This is a genomic window from Paenibacillus thalictri (genome assembly GCF_004307995.1).
Classification (GTDB): domain Bacteria; phylum Bacillota; class Bacilli; order Paenibacillales; family NBRC-103111; genus Paenibacillus_AF; species Paenibacillus_AF thalictri.
In genome coordinates, this window is sequence record NZ_SIRE01000010.1 from 161,535 (window position 1) to 177,976 (window position 16,442).

Below are 16,442 nucleotides of genomic sequence, written 5' to 3' on the forward strand. Positions count from 1 at the left end.
GCGGAAGGGTTTTTTCGTGTGTTCACGGCTATTTTCTCGGGTTGAAGTACATCGTGCGACCGTTAAACAGATGCAGCTCCGCTTTGAAGCGACGACCTAAATATTTGCAAAGCTCGTTGCCTTTGGCTTTGTCGCCATGCGTGCAGTCATCGGGAAGTACCATCTGCACATAATTTTTTTGCTCATCTCCGTTTGGATCGGAGCCGACGCCAAGCACAATGTATTTATAAAGGGAGGAAGTACCCTTTAAATAAAACCACTTGCCTTCGCCCTCGGGCTTGGTTTCAATCGTATAAGGAAAGCCGGCATCGGCATAGTCCCAGCCCAGCTGTTTACCGGTCAAAGCAAGCTGTTCCTTGTATCCAAGCAGTTGTTCCTTTAATTCGTCGAGCGTCATGGATGAAACGGCAGAGCCTGTTACGAATTTGATATAAGCGCTTTGTGCCATTAAAATTACACCTGCCTGACTGGTTTCTAGAATCAAAGCTTCTGGAATCATTTTCAATACGCATCAGATTTATCATAGCATTATGAAGGCGTTTTTACAATAATGAGACGAAATGGAGAGATTCATGTATGGGGAAATTGGACGGATGTCTGTTGATTACCGATATGGATGGAACGATGCTGAACAGCGGTAAGACGATCAGTGAAGAAAATAAACGCGCTATTCACCGTTTTGCCCAGCAAGGGGGACGGTTCACGATAGCGACCGGTCGAATTACGTCTTCTGCGCAAAAATATGTGAAAGAGCTGCCGATTAACGCGCCGGTTATCTTGTACAACGGTGCTGTCATTTATGATTATGCCATGGAGCGGACCGTGTGGGAGAAGACACTGCCGGCATCGGTGCCGAATTTGCTGGCGAGACTGACCGGGCATTTTCCAGGTCTGGGTGTGGAGATTTATTGCGACGGCAAGCCTTATTTCGTACAGGAAAATCAGATTACGGACCTGCACCGGCAAATCGAAGGTTTTTACGGAAAAACGGTAACCGATTATCATACGCTGCCGCAGCCTTGGCACAAGGTGCTGCTTGCCTGGGAACCCGCCTTGCTGGATGACGTGCAGAAAACGGTGGAAGCGTGGGTAGTGGAGGAGGATGTGACTTTTGTCCGTTCGGACGGCAAGTATTATGAAATATTGCCCCAAGACGCGACAAAAGGGCATGCCCTTGACATTTTGCTGGATCATCTCGATATGAAGATTGAACATTGCGTAGCGATAGGGGACCAAATGAACGATCTGGAGATGCTGACCAGGGCAGGGGTGGGTGTTGCCGTAGACAACGCGGTGCCTGAACTGCACCGCATAGCGAATCGGCGGGGGAAACACCATAACGAACACGCTATTGCCGATGTGGTGGAGTGGATCGAAAGCGCTTGGCCCAAGCTGAGCTAATTGAAGTTATGAAAAAATCCGGCCGCCGGAGGCGCAATGCCAAATGGGGCCGGATTTTGACGTATTTAAAATATGGCTGGCGTTTCTACGATGACTTTGACAAATTGGATGCTGCGGTCTTCAGGTCCCTTCACGGGAAGTCCGACTTCCACATGCTCCGTGATGTAGTCAATCAGATCTTGAGTAATGACTTCGCCTGGGAGGAGAATGGGAATGCCCGGCGGATACACATAGATGAATTCGGCAATAATGCGGTCCGCGGATTGTTTAAACGGAATGACTTCCGTATCTCCATAAAATGCGTCGCGTGGGGTCAATGTCAGCTGCGGAATAGACGGAATTTTGATGACCAGCTCGTTTTCCGTACGAATGTTGTAGTTCTGTCTCGACAGTTCGACGAAGGCTTGAATGAGAATATCGACATTCTGCTTCGTATCGCCGGGAGTTACAAGACAGAGAACATTATACATATCGCTGAGTTCTACCTCGATGTTGTAGTGCTCGCGAAGCCAGTTTTCCACGTCATATCCTGTGATGCCCAGCTTTCTTACGTGTACGTTGATTTTAGTCGGATCCATGTCGTAAGTCGCTTCGGTACCGAGAATTTCCTCGCCAAAGCAGTAAAGGCCGGGTATTTCGTTGATCGCTTTACGGGTGTGATGCGCCAATTCAAGCGCTCTTTCGGCCATAAGCCGCCCGTTGACCGCCAGATTCCGTCTGGCTGTGTCCAGCGAAGCTAACAAGATGTACGATGTGGAAGTCGTCGTAAGCATACTGATGATCGTTTTCACACGCTGAGCGTTGACTCTTCCTTCCCGAACGTTCAGCACCGAGCTTTGGGTCATCGAGCCGCCGAGCTTATGCACGCTGGTTGCTGCCATGTCGGCCCCGGCTTCCATCGCGGACATCGGCAGTTTGTCATGGAAATGGATGAGTACGCCGTGCGCTTCATCGACCAGTACAGGCATATTGTGACTGTGCACGAGATCGACGATTTCCTTTAAGTTAGCGCAAACCCCGTAATAGGTCGGATTGATGACCAGCACGGCTTTAGCGTCCGGATGTCTTTCAAGCGCACGTTTGACCGAATGGGTGGTGACCCCATGATCGATCCCGAGATTGGCATCGCGTACCGGCTTCAAAAATACGGGTTTGGCGCCTGCAAAAATAATCGCCGCCATCACCGATTTATGCACGTTGCGCGGAATGATGATTTTGTCGCCTTGGCCGCAGACGGTCAAAATCATCGTCATAATCGCGCCGCTTGTGCCTTGGACGGAGAAAAACGTGTGATCTGCGCCAAAAGCGTCTGCGGCAAGCCGCTGCGCTTCTTCGATCACGCCGGTCGGCTGGTGCAAATCGTCCAGCGGAGCTATATTGATAAGGTCGATGGACAAGGCGTTGTCGCCGATAAATTCACGGTACTCCGGGTCCATGCCTACACCTTTTTTATGACCGGGGATATGAAATTGAATAGGGTTGCGCTCGGCATGCTGCTTCAGCGCTGTAAATAGAGGAGTTCGATGGTGATCCACCTTGACAGCCCTTCTTTCGACAGAAATAAACCAGATTTGAGTATAACAAAAACTGCCGCGGATGCAAGTATATTCGAAGATATAGTTTCTCAATATTTTGTAAATCTAACCAAAGTGTGTCCGTCTAATTGCAGGTAAGCAGATTGGCCATGAGCGGGCATGATTTTTAGCCGTATTTTCATGCAATCGCATTTTGTGATAACATATGTTTGGTATGCAGCTGGGAATCATTTCATAAGCGAATATTGGAGGGCTTGAAGTATGAAAAAACAGCTTGCCGTCATTATGGTGCTGTTGATGACCATTTTTATCGGCTTTGGGATTATCATTCCTGTGTTGCCGCAGGTCGTTACCGAATCGGGAGCCAGTACCGTACATCTGGGATTGCTGCTGTCGGTTTACTCCGCCGCGTCTTTTCTTATGTCTCCCTTATGGGGCGGGCTGTCGGACAGGTACGGGCGACGGCCTATCATTATGATCGGGCTCGCTGGTTTCAGCGTCAGCTTTTTCATCTTTGGCATATCCGGGGATAACTTATGGCTTATGTATTTGTCCCGCGTATGCGGCGGGTTGTTCTCCGGAGCTGCTACGGCTTGCGCTGTGGCGTATGTGGCGGATATAACAACGGAGGAAAACCGCACGAAAGGCATGGGTTTGGTGGGCATGTCGATTGGTCTCGGCTTCATCTTCGGACCGGCTTTTGGCGGGATTTTAAGCCAGTGGGGGCATCATGTTCCGTTTTTTGCTTCGTCGCTGCTGGCGCTGGCCACACTGTTCTTTGCTTTGGTTATGCTGCCGGAATCGCTGACGCCGGAGAAACGCGGCAAAACGGAAAAGCAGTCCCGGTGGTCGGCCTTTGTTGGCGTCAATAAATATTTGTACATCCTTTCGTTTTTCGTATCGTTTTCGCTGGCTGGGCTGGAGGCTACGCTGCTGCTGTTCGAGCAGGATAAAATCGGCGCTACGCCGCTTCAATTCGGCATTATCTTTGCGGTCAGCGGCGTGGTCGGCGCGGCCATTCAGGGTGGCGTCGTGCGCCGTTATATTAAGAAAGGCGACGAGCAGCGAGTGATTGCGATCGGGCTGCTGCTTTCCGCTGCCGGCTTTCTGCTGATCCTGCTGTCATCGAGCGTAGTGACGGCGGCGATTTATTTGTCGGTATTTGGAGCAGGCAATGCGCTGATCCGTCCGTGCGTCACCTCGCTGATTTCGCAAAAAACGCCTGTCGGACAAGGCGTCGCTTCAGGTTTAAATTCTTCGATGGACAGCCTGGGCCGTATTGCAGGCCCGCTGCTTGGCGCCGCCGTTTACGATTCCGGCCATGAATTGCCGTTCTGGACCGGAGCGATTTTGTCGATCGCAGCGCTTTACCTGCTGTATCGGTTTCACGCTCTTGACCGCATCGCCTCGAGAGTGCGCCAAGGCGCTTTTTCGAAAAACTGATACGAAGCGGGAATCTGTTAAGATTCCTTTTCAAAAAGAAGCTTCAAAAACCGCAGTATACCGCGGCTTTCGAAGCTTCTTTTTTATGCGCTTATGCGGCATGGCCGGCGGTACTGCACTTTAAGGAGCGTCCACCAACCGCTTGATTACCGCTGCCGCTTCACCGCGGGTCATTTTATTGTCGGGGCGGAAGCTGCCGTCTTCGTAGCCGTCAAACAGCTTCGCCTGCTGCACGGCGAATATCGCTTTCTCCGCCCAGTAACCATGCGGGATATCTTGAAATCCGCGATCTGCGGCGCCAGCGCTCAAAAGCTCGCTCCTTGCTAGCAATACGGCAATTTCGGCACGGGTAATCGGGTTGTTCGGTTTAAACGTATGGTCCGGATAACCGTCCACAAGCCCGTTCTCCACCGCGGTAATGATATAAATCTTGTTGTTTTTCAGCGAATCGATATCCGTTAAGCCCGCCGTGTCCGAATTGGATAGGTACAGCTCTTTGGCTTTAACCAAATAGCGGACGAATTCGGCGCGTGTAATATGCTGGTCCGGTTTGTACAGCAGCTTTCCGTTAACCGTATAACCGTCCACATACTTTTTGTCGAATAGCTCCACAATGTCCTGGCGGGCCCAGTGGGAATCGATATCGGAGAAATCGGTAGGAACTCCGTTCAGCGACAAAACGTATTTGGTTATCGCTTTGTATTCATCTTCCTTCAGCGATCCGGGGGCATTTTGCGGCATATTTTGGCTAATAAAACTATAAGCACGATCAAAATTTTTCGTTTTTGCGCTGCCGATCAGGCTTGGATATTTGCTCATACCGCGGGCATCGGTGCCGTGGCATGCCAGACAATGCTGCTCATATAACGCTTGTCCGTCTGGCGCCGGGATTGCGGCAGACGCGGCGGCGCTGTTATCGTTATTCAGGCTTGCTGCGGCAATGGCCGAGGAGATGGCAGCGACGGCCAGCATAGCGGCCGGAATATGGCGGTTTCGTATTCGCATAGGCTCACACCTTCCGTTAAGGGCGGTTGATCATCGCTCCTATTATATAAGAAGGTTATGACGGAATTGTGAACACGCCAGAACGCGACAAAAAGAAAGCTGCCGCTTTGGGGGAGCGGCAGCTTTCTTTTTGGGGGTCGAAATGGAAACGATGTGCAATGCAAGGTACTACTTTGTTTCTTTTTTACGGTCAATCATTTTTTCGATAACCGGAGTCATCTGCTCTTTGATTTTTGCGATCAAATCTTCCTTGGCAATGCCTTTTGCGGCTGCAATTTCAGTGATGGACTTGCCCGATTTCAACTCGGTTTTTAATTCTTCTTTTGTCATGCCAAGAATGCCGGCAATGTTGTCCACTCCATGGAAAAACATAGGATGTTTTTTCATAAAACGCTCGCGGTCCATTTGGTGCAGGTTTGGCTTATTGACCATAAACCGGAGATGCTTGGACATGCTTGCTTTGAGTTTCTCCGCTTTGTCGGCGGGAATTTTTCCGGACTGCACGGCTTCGTCGATTTTTTTGCTGCGTTCGGCTTGCAGCTTGGCCACAAGATCGTCTTCCGAAATGCCTTTTTCTTTAGCGATTTCGGTTAATGTCTTGGTTTCAAGCGCCTTGTCCAAAGCATCCTTGTCCATGCCGAGAATTTCGGCCGCTTCGCTGACAATCGGGAAGTTTCCTTCCTTGCGTTTGGACATCTGACGTTTGCCGAATTTTTGCTTCAGCTCGCCCGAGTTTGCTTCGCTTTTTTTGCTTTGCGTTTGCTGCTGATTGGCAGAATTCGTGTCTTCGGCGAACGCTTGCTGAGCAGAACCGTAAGCAAGCCCGCCGCCTAGCAATATAGTTAGAGCCATAGCGCTGGCAATCAGCTTTTTACTGTACATACGCGACAATGTTTTTCGGTAGCCACCTTTCCTTGTGGATTATGTACTGCCTGTTAGCTGGTGTTGCACCCTTAGTGTATACAATATGTGTTAAATATTCCTTTAGAAAAGCTTAATTTAATCTAAATTTTTCGTCGCAGGCTAACTTGTACAACGGCATCAAGGTTTGAAAGACGCCGACAGCGGTTTCGATAAAAGCGGCACCGTCCGTAACGGCGGCGTCCTGCGGCGAAAGTTGTCTGCCGATCAGCAGCTCCGCACTTTTGACGTCGCGGAACCGTTCAATCGCCGACTTCAGTTCCTTTTTGTTAAGTTCAGCCGCGGATACGGCATCTTTTTTCATATGGTCAAAAGAAAGCATAAATTCGCCCGGCAGCGTTTGCTTCACTTCATTTAATTGGCGCAGCATCGCTTTGGCAATCGCTTGTTTATTGGGCAATTCGTAAATAAAAGCAAGCCACATAAAAAGCCGGTCGTCAAACAGCCCGATCTGAAAATGCGGGACCTGCTTGTACCCCCGTTTATTGGCGCAAAACGCCATCCACGTATCCACCGGCGGGTTTACTTTACGCCGGGCATGTTTGGCGATATGCACGAACATTTCTCTGCCTGACATAACGGACATGTCGCCCGCCAAGGTTTCGCCGATCGCTCTGAATTTGGGCTGAATACGTTCTTGTATTGCATGCATTCGAGGTTCAAGACCATCGATGGTAAATGTTTCAAAATCTTGTGCGGAAAAGCCGTTAAAGTTCATGCCATTCACCTCTGGGGAAGATATGTTCCCACTATAGCATAACGGCTATAAAAAGAAACCTAAAAAAAACACAATTCATCAGAAAGCGATTCCATTGTCGATCTACAAGGCTCCGGTTACGATATAGGTATAAAACGTAATCTGCAATTTCGCCAAGCCGCAGCCTGGCTCGGCACACTCACGAATAACAGCAGTTTACGGTGCCGGTTGGGAGGAGTCAGAGTTTACATGATATCAATGAAGAAAGCGGTCGCGACAATCGAGAATAAACTTGAGGGAGGGGACGAGCATGGCAGGCAAGGTGCAAGCAACTGATAATATCAGCTACAAATCGGCTACGAATAAAGGGTTATTTTCCTATATGTGGAAGTATAAAGCTTTATATTTTATCTCACTTCCGGGAATCATTTATTTTTTAATCTTTAAATATTTTCCGCTGCTTGGCTCCATCATCGCTTTTCAAGAATACAAAATCTTCGACGGGATATGGAAGAGCAAATGGGTAGGGCTGGAGCATTTTGAGCGGATGTTTTCCAACATGGACTTTTTGAAAATTTTGTCCAATACGCTACTGATCGGGTTGTACGATCTGGTGATCGCTTTCCCGGCGCCGATTGTTTTGGCGCTTTTGCTTAATGAATTAAGGCTCGTATTTTACAAAAGAGTGCTGCAAACCGCGGTATACATGCCTCACTTTCTGTCGTGGGTTATCGTCAGCGGGATTGCCGTAGGCATTTTATCCCCATCGACAGGGATTGTCAACCAGTTCATCAAGCTGCTTGGTTTTGAGCCGGTCTACTTCCTCGGCGAAGAGTCGTGGATCCGCACGATTCTCATCGGGTCGGGCATATGGCGCGACTCGGGTTACGGCACAATCATTTATTTGGCCGCGCTGGCGGGCATTAATCCGGATCTGTACGAAGCCGCCGAGGTGGATGGGGCGAACCGCTGGAGACAGACGTTATCGATTACATTGCCTTCGCTGCTGCCGACCATTATGATCTTGTTCCTGCTGCATATCGGCAAGTTCCTTGATTTCGGTTTCGAACGGGTGTATGTGTTCCTCAATCCGCTTAATATGTCACATGGCGATATATTGGATACGTACATTTTCAGGGCCGGTCTGCAGGGCTCCGAGTTCAGCTACACCACGGCAATCGGCTTGTTTAAATCGGTGGTCGGGCTGCTGCTGATTGTGATCGGCAACCTGTTCAGCAGAAAAACAACGGGAGAGAGCTTGTACTAAGCACGTGCTTAGCAGCCGAGCTTTTACGATAGAAAAGCACTTTTTAGGGGTGATTCGAATGAAAAAAATAAGTGCCGGTCAGCAAACGTTTAACGCTTTTAACTTGCTGTTTCTGAGCTTGCTGTCCTTGATCATGATATTGCCGTTTCTGAACGTGCTGGCGCAATCGCTCAGCGATTCGACGGCCATCGTAGCGGGTAAAGTCGTATTTACGCCGGTTAACTTCACATGGATTAACTATCAATACGTATTCGGCGACGCATCGATCTGGCGTTCCTTCAGCGTGACGGTGTACATTACCATTGTCGGGACGATCATCAACTTGCTTGCAACGGCTTCACTGGCTTATCCGGTTTCCCGCCAGGAGTATGCCGGACGCAAATATATCGTTATTTTTGTTCTGATTACGATGGTGTTTTCAGCGCCGCTGATTCCTAACTTTATTTTGATGAAGTGGCTCCACCTTACGAATTCATTGTGGGCGCTTCTGATTCCCGGCGCGATCAGCGCATTTAACTTCTTCGTCATGAGATCGTTTTTCATGCAGCTGCCTAACGAAATTATCGACTCCGGGCGGATGGACGGCTGCAGCGAGATGCGCATGATTTGGAGCATCGTATTGCCGCTGTCGAAGCCGGTTATGGCTTCCTTGGGTATTTTTTATGCGGTCGGTCATTGGAATACGTACATGAACGCGTTATACTACATCAATAAACCGGCTTTATGGCCGCTGCAGGTTAAGCTGCGCCAGCTGATCATGACCGACGATATCAGCGTCGACCCGAGTTCTTCGCAGTTCAGCGCGCTTGCTCATATGGATCCTGAAGGCATCAAGATGGCGACGATTATCGTTGCAACGATTCCCATTGTCATTATTTACCCGTTCCTGCAAAAGCATTTTGTCAAAGGCATGATGATCGGCTCGATCAAGTCCTAAAGAAAACACCAGAGTCTGCGAAGCCACTGAAAAGTGAACGCTGCATGTGCGAATCATTCCTCCGATCGTTGATTGTCCAACGAATTTCTTGAATTGTCCCCGCATATAGCGGGTGAAATTCGGGGACAAAGGCGAACGCTAGCGCTTCTCCAGAATGATTTCGCTCACTCCGCTACATTTTCAGCGGCCTCGGTTTGCTGGGCGATGCATTGCAGTGAGTATTTATTCATGAGCGGTGGAGTGCCATCCCATAGCCGGAATACAGCATGGAGATGAATAAATAGTCACTAGGTTTTTTTTCGCCCGGCAGACTCTCACCTAAAGAAAAGACAATAGCAGCCAAAGTCATTCCATTGTGAAAATAATGCATGGGATTAATAATGAAAATGTGCAAACGATGTAAGCGCTGTCGGTTATAACATCATTTTACGAAAAGAGGGGTACTATGAAAAAGTGGATTAAAGTTAGCGCGGCTTCTGTGGTAGCTGCAAGCATGCTCGCAGGATGTTCCCCGGAAGCCAAACCGGCTCCTGCTGCGGCTCCAAGCGGAGGCAATACGAATGCGGCTGCAGGAACTCCGGCCAAACCGGCTGAAAAAACGAAGTTCTCGATGTCGATGCGTACGCTGAACTTTACTTATGTAGAGAAATCGCCAAACATCAACGAAGACAAATGGGTGAAAAAACTCGAGGAAATGACAAACACAGATCTTGATATCGTGCTTGTCCCCCACAAAGAATACGAGCAAAAAATGATTCAAATGTTCGCGACAAATGACATCCCGGATGTCGTTCAAGGCGACGGCGGCATTAACGGTAAAGAAATGGCGGGTTCGATCCAAGCCGGCGTGTTTATGCCGCTAGACGATCTGCTGCAAAAATACGGCCAAAACTTGCTGAAGAAAATTCCTCAGGAAGCTTGGGAACGGATGAAATATCAAGGTAAGATTTACGGTATTCCGGAGTTCTTGTCCAATCCTTCCCGCCGCTCTACTTGGATCCGCAAAGATTTGCTGGACAAGACAGGGTTGCCGGTTCCGAAGACGGTAGACGAAACGATGAATGTACTGCGCGAATTCAAGAAACTCGGTGTTGAGAATCCATTCATGGGTCGCGAAGGTTTTAAATATGCCGATACGTTCTTTGGCTCTTATGACGTATTCCCGTACTTGTCCCAATCCATGAAGCAAGGCGATCAAATCGTGCCGAAGTTCTTCAACACGGAAAATATGCAAAAAGCGCTCCAAACCTACAAAACGATGTACGATGAGGGCCTCATCAACAAAGAATTTGCGACGATCAACCCGACGCAATTCAAAAACACCATCCTTGCAGGCAAAGCCGGCATGTGGTCGATGAACGCCAACGAAATTTTGCAATGGGAAGCCCAATTAAAAGCGACTGTGCCGACGGCGAAGCTGGAAGTTATCCCTTCTCCGGTAGGTCCGGACGGTAAAGGCGGCTACTACTTGTACGGTTCCGTAACAAGAACGTACTTCATCAACAAAAAAGCGAAAAATCCGGAAAACATCATTAAGTTCTTCGACTGGATGCTAAGCGACGAAGCTGAGAAATTCTTCACATTTGGCGTCAAAGGCGAAACGTATACCGAAGAAAACGGCAAAATCAACTACAAAACGCCAACCGAACCGGCTGCTGTAGACGAAGAGCGCTACCGTCAAGCATTCCTGTGGATGGTTCAAGACACCACTTACAACAAAGGTACTTTGAGCTTGACGGATGAAGGCAAGAAATTGATGAACGTTTATGATACAATACTTGCAAAAGAGGGCCGCGACGGCATCGACTTCCAGCCGCGTCTTGATGCGCTGGTGAAGAACCCGGATGTTGCGCCGAACTCCGATACGCCGCCTAACGTATTGCTCACTCATATGGTCAAAATGGTTTATGGCAAAGAGCCGATTTCCGATTGGCCGAAAGTAATCGACGAGTGGAAGCAAAAAGGCGGTAACGACGTCATTAAAGAAGCAACTGACAAATACAACAACAAGAGCAAATATCCGGAAATTATCGTTACGGAATCGAGAAGAAAATAAGCGTTGCCAACAAGCCTCCTCACGCGGTTAACGCGTGGGGAGCACTACTTATAACAGGATAAAATTCATGACAGAAGGTATTAAGGGGGCGGCTGATGATGTATCGCATACTCATTGTGGATGACGAGCCGATGATTCGTAAAGGGCTTGAGAAACTGGTCGAGCAATCGGAACTGCCGATCGCTCAAATCAGAGTAGCTGAAAACGGTGTAGATGCGCTAGAGCAAATCAGGAACGATCGCCCGGATTTTTTATTTACCGATATCCGTATGCCGAAGATGGACGGGCTGGAGTTGTGCAGCAAGCTGACGGAATTGGAGTTTACGGCGAATATGCAAATTGTCGTCATTTCCGGATACAGCGATTTTGAATATGCGCAAAAATGCCTTTCTTATGGCGTCAAAGAATACTTGCTGAAACCAATCAACAAAAAAGTGATCCATGACGTGCTACGCAAATTGATCGCCAATACGTCCAAACAGACAAAGACGTCTGTTTCCGTGTTTAAGCTGGACGGCTGGGCCGAACAAACGGAAGACGCCATCTGGACACTGCAGCTTGGGAAAATTAACGAACTGCTTCATACGTTCCGGCAGCAATGCAGCGCACACCAGCTGACGATAAGCCAGCTTTGCGATCTGCTGGACGAGTGTTACGCCCTGCTGATCAAAAAGCTGAATACACGCGACGTGTTTGCATTTATTTCCGGCCTGCGTTTTCACGGTGTGGAAACCGAAGAGGAAGCTTGGCATACGTTTGAAGCGGCGATTATGGATATTTTTAACGAATTAAAGCAAAAACGCAAAGGCAAAGCAAAAGATCCCGTAGAGGAAGCAAAGCTGTATATCGAAGAACATCTGGCTAGGGAAGTGTCGCTGGAGGAGGTGGCCGACTACATAGGGCTGAACGCCTCCTATTTCAGTCAGCTGTTTAAGCAGACGACCCAAGAAACGTTTGTCCAGTACCGGATTCGCCGCAGAATGGAGAAAGCGAAGAAACTGCTGGAAATCCCGCATTACCGGATTACGGACATTTCCAACGAGGTCGGATATGCCGATCATCCGCATTTTACGAAAACGTTCAAGAAATATACGGGCTGCCTGCCGTCCGAGTTCCGTCATAAGCTGGGGATTGAATAATGAAAGCCCGCACGTTGTCCGGTCAAATTTATGTGTATTTTATTATCGTGATCGTATTGTCTTTAACCTCGGTTGGCGTTGTCTCTTATTTTCAATCGTCTAAAGCGCTGGATGTCCAAGTCGAAAAATATATGTCCCAGACGATCAATAACGCGTTGTACCAAACGGATATTTATCTCCAGACCTACGAGCTGGTCAGCAATTCGATTATTTCCAGTTCGGATGTGAGAAATTTCCTGGAAATCGACAAAGACGATTCATACGCTTATTTCGATTACAGCAACCAGATCAATCGTTATGTCATGCCGCCGTTATTTACGCTGTACAGGCAGCTGAATCTCGTCTATCTGATCGGAGATCAGGGACGTTCGATTTTTTATGACAATCAAAATCAGCGTGCGCTGGATGAGCGCGCCATATCCGAACGATATAAAATGCTTGTGGAAAAAACGCCGGACAACGGGGCGCTGACGATTTTGAACGAAAGCGTGAGGCCGGAGGACAAGAACCTGGTCATCACAATGGCCCGTAAAATCCGCGGAGCGGCAAGTTACGATTACAAAGGCGTGCTGGCCATCGAATTTCGGGTCCAGGAGCTGTCGAACATCTGGGATGGGTTTGACATCGGCAAGGACGGATATTTCTTTATTGTTGACGAAAATGGCCGTTACGTGTATCATCCCGACAAAAATTTGCTTGGTACCGAATTGGCCGGCGAATTGGGCAAAAATGTGCTCACTTACGACAAAGGCATGTTTACGGAGAAAGCGGGCGGCAAGGAACGACTGTACGTATCCCGCGAATCCGCTTATTCCAAATGGCATCTGGTCGTATCGATGCCTGTCGACGAGCTGCGCAAGCCGATAGCGACGATCCGCACCACAACGCTTGTCGTCGGTTTCATTACGCTGATCGTCGCCTTGTGGCTTGCATACCGGTTCGGCAAATCAATCGTCGCTCCGATTCGCGAGTTGAAGGAAGGGATGCGCGAAACGGAAAAGGGCAACTGGCAGTACATCGGGGAATTTCGCCGCAACGACGAAATCGGCGGGCTCATTCACAGCTACAATCTGATGGTGACGCGGCTTCAGGAAATGATCAAGAAGGTGTACGAAACCGAACTGATTAACCAGAAAAACGAGCTGGAGCTGCAATTGATCGAGCTGGAGCGGCATAAGGCGGAATTTCAGTCGCTGCAGCTGCAAATCAACCCCCACTTTATGTACAACACATTGGAGACGATCAACTGTTACGCTATCGTGAAGGATTCCGGGGAAATTTCGGAGATCGTCGAAGCGCTGGCTTTTATGCTGCGGTATTCGGTGCAAACGAATTTGGAAGAAATTACGGTAGCCAACGAGCTGAACCATGTGCGCAATTATTTGAACATTTTGAAGCACCGGATCGGCCGCGAATTTGAAGTTGACGTGGTCATTCCGCCATCTTTGCTGCTGGAAAAAATGGTTCGGCTTACGCTGCAGCCGGTTGTCGAAAATATTTTTCAACATGCGTTTTTTAACGGCATTGAACCGCATCATTATATACGCATCGACGCCAAAAAAGAAAATGAGCTGTTTATCGTTACCGTCGAAGATAACGGCAGCGGCATTCCGCCGGAGAAGCTGCTGAAGCTGCAGCAGCAGCTAAGCGAAAACAAGCTGGCCGACGAGCCGGCCCAATCCGGATACCGCCGTGGAGGCATCGGCATGATGAATGTGCACCGCCGTATTCAAATCGTTTTCGGCGAGAAGTATGGGCTTTCCATACAAAGCGAGCTAGGATCAGGCACACGGGTGACGCTGACCATGCCTTCCGATAAGCTGGTGGCGATCGGTTCGGCGAAACCGGCCGGATCTTCAATCAAGTCAACGATGTCATAACGGGAACCCGACAAAGAGATCATTTCGGATAAAATCGGAGGCTGTACAAAATGAGTGCAATGAACATAGCGGAAAAAATGAACCGTACCGATTGGTGTAAGCAGGAACTGTTGAAGCTGCAGCAGGAACTGGATGTGGTGCTGGAGCATGGCGTAACCATCCCCGAGGAGCCGGGAGGCTGGTGGCATCAATATGTGTGCCCCGAACACCATACGGAACTGTTGTTTGATCCTGCGGAGGAGGATGCAACCGTCTTTCATTGTCCGCATGGCTGCCGGATCGAAGAGGATGTTTACCGCGGGGCATGGCTTGTTTTTAAACATCAGTCGATAGCCCGTTACGCGCTGCAGGCCGCGGCCGTTTATGCGGGTACTGGAGAAGCGCGTTATGCCGAACTGGGGAAAACCATACTGGTACGATACGCGGAACAATTTCCGCATTATCCGGTTCACCCTGATGCACAGCCATGGATGTTGAAAGGCCGGGCATTCCATCAGGCGCTTACCGAAGGAATCTGGTCCACGACACTGATCCGCGCTTATCTGCTGCTGCAAGATGAAGGAGTGGGTTTGAATGAAGACCAGCCGGTCTGGGAGAAATTTCTGGATATGCTGGAGGAAAGCATGGTGGAATACCGCCGTATCTTGATCCATGACAAAAAAAATCCGGAGAACAATTACACGGCTTGGTTGAACGCTTCGTTGTCCTGTGTTTATGCGGCCAGAGGCCAGCAAAAGAAACTGGAAGAGCTTATTGCCGGTGAAGGCGGTCTGCAGCATCACTTGACGATTGGCGTCAAACCCGATCAATTCGAATTTGAAGGCGCAACGTATTACCATGTTTTCGTATTGCGGGCATATATGATTACCGTCGAAATGGCGGAAAGGTTCGGAATCGACTTGTACCATTTGCGCGGTGACCAGGAGCAATGTTTTAAAGGAATGTACGATGTGCTGGCGGACCTTGCCAATGGGCAAGGCGAACTGCCTGCGCTGCATGACGGACCTTACAAGCGGGTTCCTTATGCGCGGGAAATCGCCGAAATTATGGAGATCGGTTTTGCTAAATACGGTCAGCCGTCTTATGTTCCTATTCTGCAAGAAGCGTACCGCCAATTGGGCGGCGAACCTTTGCGCAGCGGGCTGGAAGCCGTTGTGTACGGCGAAGCGGACTTGTCAGTCGCTGTGCCGGACAATACGTCCAAGCTGCTGCCCGATTCCGGATTTGCGGTTGGCAGACAACCCGGGAATGCGCTGTCATTTTTAACCGATTTTGGCGCGCACGGCGGATCGCACGGCCATTACGACAAACTCCACGTTTCCGTTGAGCACCGCTTAGGCGCGATTTCCCCGGACATGGGCATGGTGCCTTACGGTTCGGAGATGCGCAAGAGCTGGTTTGCACAAACGGCCAGCCATAATACGGTTGCAGTCGGCGCCAAATCGCAGAAGGAACATACCGGGGAATACGTCAAGTGGGAACAAACGCCGCAAAGCACATATATTTGGACTCGTTCGGCCGGTGCTTACGAAGGCTGCATAATCAATCGGCACGTGCTGCTGACTGGCGATCTGCTGATCGATTGGGTGGAAACGAAGCTGGACGAAGCAAACGATATCGATCTTTTCTTCCATTCGTTATATCCGTTCATTCCAGCAAGCGACACGGCACAGTGGGGACGCAGCGGCGAGAAATTGGGTACGGAAAATGGTTATGAATACATCCATGTAACCGGAATGACATCTACAGCGGCCGGTCTCGTATGGAAAACAGGAACTCATGAGGCGGCAGAGCTGTATTACGCTTCCGTGATGCCGGTCGGCGGTACGGTTTATTATGGCGAAACGCCGGGCACATCCGTTGATCCAAGCGAAGCCGCTTATGTCATCGTGCAGCGAACGCATGGAACACAAGCCCGGTATGTGCAGGCATACCGCAGCGGCTCTCCCGCCCAGCTGGAAATGGACGGCGATATGCTGATCGTTCAGTTGGAAGAAAAGCAAATGCGTTATATGTTAAGCGATCAAGGTTTGGTGCTAGTACAAGAATAGGGACAAACAGGGAGAGAAAGAGGCCACAAAAAAGTAGCGGAGTGAGCGAAATCATGCTGGAGAAGCGCCAGCGTTCGCTTTTGTCCCCGAATTTCACCTGCTGCAAGTAG

13 protein-coding genes are annotated in these 16,442 nt (G+C 49.4%); 8 read left to right on the forward strand and 5 right to left on the reverse strand.

What is annotated here, in order from left to right:
• Nucleotides 1-28 precede the first annotated feature (28 nt).
• Nucleotides 29-448, reverse strand: coding sequence for a DUF1885 family protein (locus EYB31_RS15320; RefSeq protein ID WP_131014219.1), 420 nt, complete (start codon nt 446-448; stop codon nt 29-31).
• Nucleotides 449-576: 128 nt separating this feature from the next.
• Here EYB31_RS15320 and EYB31_RS15325 point away from each other — a divergent pair, with 128 nt between their 5' ends.
• A complete protein-coding gene (locus EYB31_RS15325; RefSeq protein WP_131014220.1) occupies nt 577-1,401 on the forward strand; it encodes a Cof-type HAD-IIB family hydrolase in 825 nt (274 codons plus the stop codon).
• A 65-nt stretch (nt 1,402-1,466) separates the two neighbouring features.
• On the opposite strand, the gene EYB31_RS15330 is transcribed toward EYB31_RS15325, so the two are convergent.
• Nucleotides 1,467-2,936, reverse strand: coding sequence for an aminotransferase class I/II-fold pyridoxal phosphate-dependent enzyme (locus EYB31_RS15330; RefSeq protein WP_131014221.1), 1,470 nt, complete (start codon nt 2,934-2,936; stop codon nt 1,467-1,469).
• Between the two features lie 261 nt (nt 2,937-3,197).
• Between EYB31_RS15330 and EYB31_RS15335 the strand changes: the two genes are divergently transcribed.
• Entirely contained in the window at nt 3,198-4,379 is a 1,182-nt protein-coding gene (locus EYB31_RS15335) for an MFS transporter (RefSeq protein ID WP_131014222.1), read from the forward strand.
• 120 nt (nt 4,380-4,499) lie between these two features.
• On the opposite strand, the gene EYB31_RS15340 is transcribed toward EYB31_RS15335, so the two are convergent.
• The 3 genes from EYB31_RS15340 to EYB31_RS15350 form a co-directional block, all read right to left on the reverse strand.
• Entirely contained in the window at nt 4,500-5,384 is an 885-nt protein-coding gene (locus tag EYB31_RS15340) for an S-layer homology domain-containing protein (protein ID WP_131014223.1), read from the reverse strand.
• A 168-nt stretch (nt 5,385-5,552) separates the two neighbouring features.
• Entirely contained in the window at nt 5,553-6,266 is a 714-nt protein-coding gene (locus EYB31_RS15345) for a hypothetical protein (protein ID WP_240762449.1), read from the reverse strand.
• 112 nt (nt 6,267-6,378) lie between these two features.
• The gene (locus EYB31_RS15350) at nt 6,379-7,023 is read right to left on the reverse strand and encodes a YktB family protein (protein WP_131014225.1); all 645 of its coding nucleotides are present in this window, start codon (nt 7,021-7,023) and stop codon (nt 6,379-6,381) included.
• Between the two features lie 289 nt (nt 7,024-7,312).
• On the opposite strand from EYB31_RS15350, the gene EYB31_RS15355 reads away from it, so the two are divergent.
• From EYB31_RS15355 to EYB31_RS15380, 6 genes are all read left to right on the forward strand, one after another.
• On the forward strand, nt 7,313-8,269 hold the full coding sequence (locus tag EYB31_RS15355) for an ABC transporter permease (protein WP_131014226.1): 957 nt from the start codon (nt 7,313-7,315) through the stop codon (nt 8,267-8,269).
• 58 nt (nt 8,270-8,327) lie between these two features.
• Nucleotides 8,328-9,206 carry a carbohydrate ABC transporter permease gene (locus EYB31_RS15360; RefSeq protein WP_131014227.1) on the forward strand — a complete coding sequence of 293 codons (879 nt, stop codon included), beginning with the start codon at nt 8,328-8,330 and terminating at the stop codon, nt 9,204-9,206.
• A gap of 445 nt (nt 9,207-9,651) precedes the next feature.
• Nucleotides 9,652-11,262: an extracellular solute-binding protein gene (locus EYB31_RS15365; RefSeq protein ID WP_131014228.1), complete on the forward strand. Its 1,611-nt coding sequence runs from the start codon at nt 9,652-9,654 to the stop codon at nt 11,260-11,262.
• 95 nt (nt 11,263-11,357) lie between these two features.
• Nucleotides 11,358-12,401, forward strand: a complete 1,044-nt coding sequence (locus tag EYB31_RS15370; RefSeq protein ID WP_338119947.1) for a response regulator transcription factor — start codon at nt 11,358-11,360, stop codon at nt 12,399-12,401.
• Nucleotides 12,401-14,281 (forward strand): sensor histidine kinase, encoded by a 1,881-nt coding sequence (locus EYB31_RS15375; RefSeq protein WP_131014229.1) that lies wholly within the window; start codon nt 12,401-12,403, stop codon nt 14,279-14,281. Before EYB31_RS15370 ends, EYB31_RS15375 begins: the two co-directional genes overlap by 1 nt.
• A gap of 50 nt (nt 14,282-14,331) precedes the next feature.
• On the forward strand, nt 14,332-16,332 hold the full coding sequence (locus EYB31_RS15380; RefSeq protein WP_131014230.1) for a heparinase II/III domain-containing protein: 2,001 nt from the start codon (nt 14,332-14,334) through the stop codon (nt 16,330-16,332).
• Nucleotides 16,333-16,442: the final 110 nt, after the last annotated feature.

Coding starts and splice junctions, on each gene's coding strand:
- EYB31_RS15320 (WP_131014219.1), bottom strand. CDS start 448: ATGGCACAAAGCGCTTATATCAAATTCGTAACAGGCTCTGCCGTTTCA.
- EYB31_RS15325 (WP_131014220.1), top strand. CDS start 577: ATGGGGAAATTGGACGGATGTCTGTTGATTACCGATATGGATGGAACG.
- EYB31_RS15335 (WP_131014222.1), top strand. CDS start 3,198: ATGAAAAAACAGCTTGCCGTCATTATGGTGCTGTTGATGACCATTTTT.
- EYB31_RS15340 (WP_131014223.1), bottom strand. CDS start 5,384: ATGCGAATACGAAACCGCCATATTCCGGCCGCTATGCTGGCCGTCGCT.
- EYB31_RS15345 (WP_240762449.1), bottom strand. CDS start 6,266: ATGTACAGTAAAAAGCTGATTGCCAGCGCTATGGCTCTAACTATATTG.
- EYB31_RS15350 (WP_131014225.1), bottom strand. CDS start 7,023: ATGAACTTTAACGGCTTTTCCGCACAAGATTTTGAAACATTTACCATC.
- EYB31_RS15355 (WP_131014226.1), top strand. CDS start 7,313: ATGGCAGGCAAGGTGCAAGCAACTGATAATATCAGCTACAAATCGGCT.
- EYB31_RS15360 (WP_131014227.1), top strand. CDS start 8,328: ATGAAAAAAATAAGTGCCGGTCAGCAAACGTTTAACGCTTTTAACTTG.
- EYB31_RS15365 (WP_131014228.1), top strand. CDS start 9,652: ATGAAAAAGTGGATTAAAGTTAGCGCGGCTTCTGTGGTAGCTGCAAGC.
- EYB31_RS15370 (WP_338119947.1), top strand. CDS start 11,358: ATGATGTATCGCATACTCATTGTGGATGACGAGCCGATGATTCGTAAA.
- EYB31_RS15375 (WP_131014229.1), top strand. CDS start 12,401: ATGAAAGCCCGCACGTTGTCCGGTCAAATTTATGTGTATTTTATTATC.
- EYB31_RS15380 (WP_131014230.1), top strand. CDS start 14,332: ATGAGTGCAATGAACATAGCGGAAAAAATGAACCGTACCGATTGGTGT.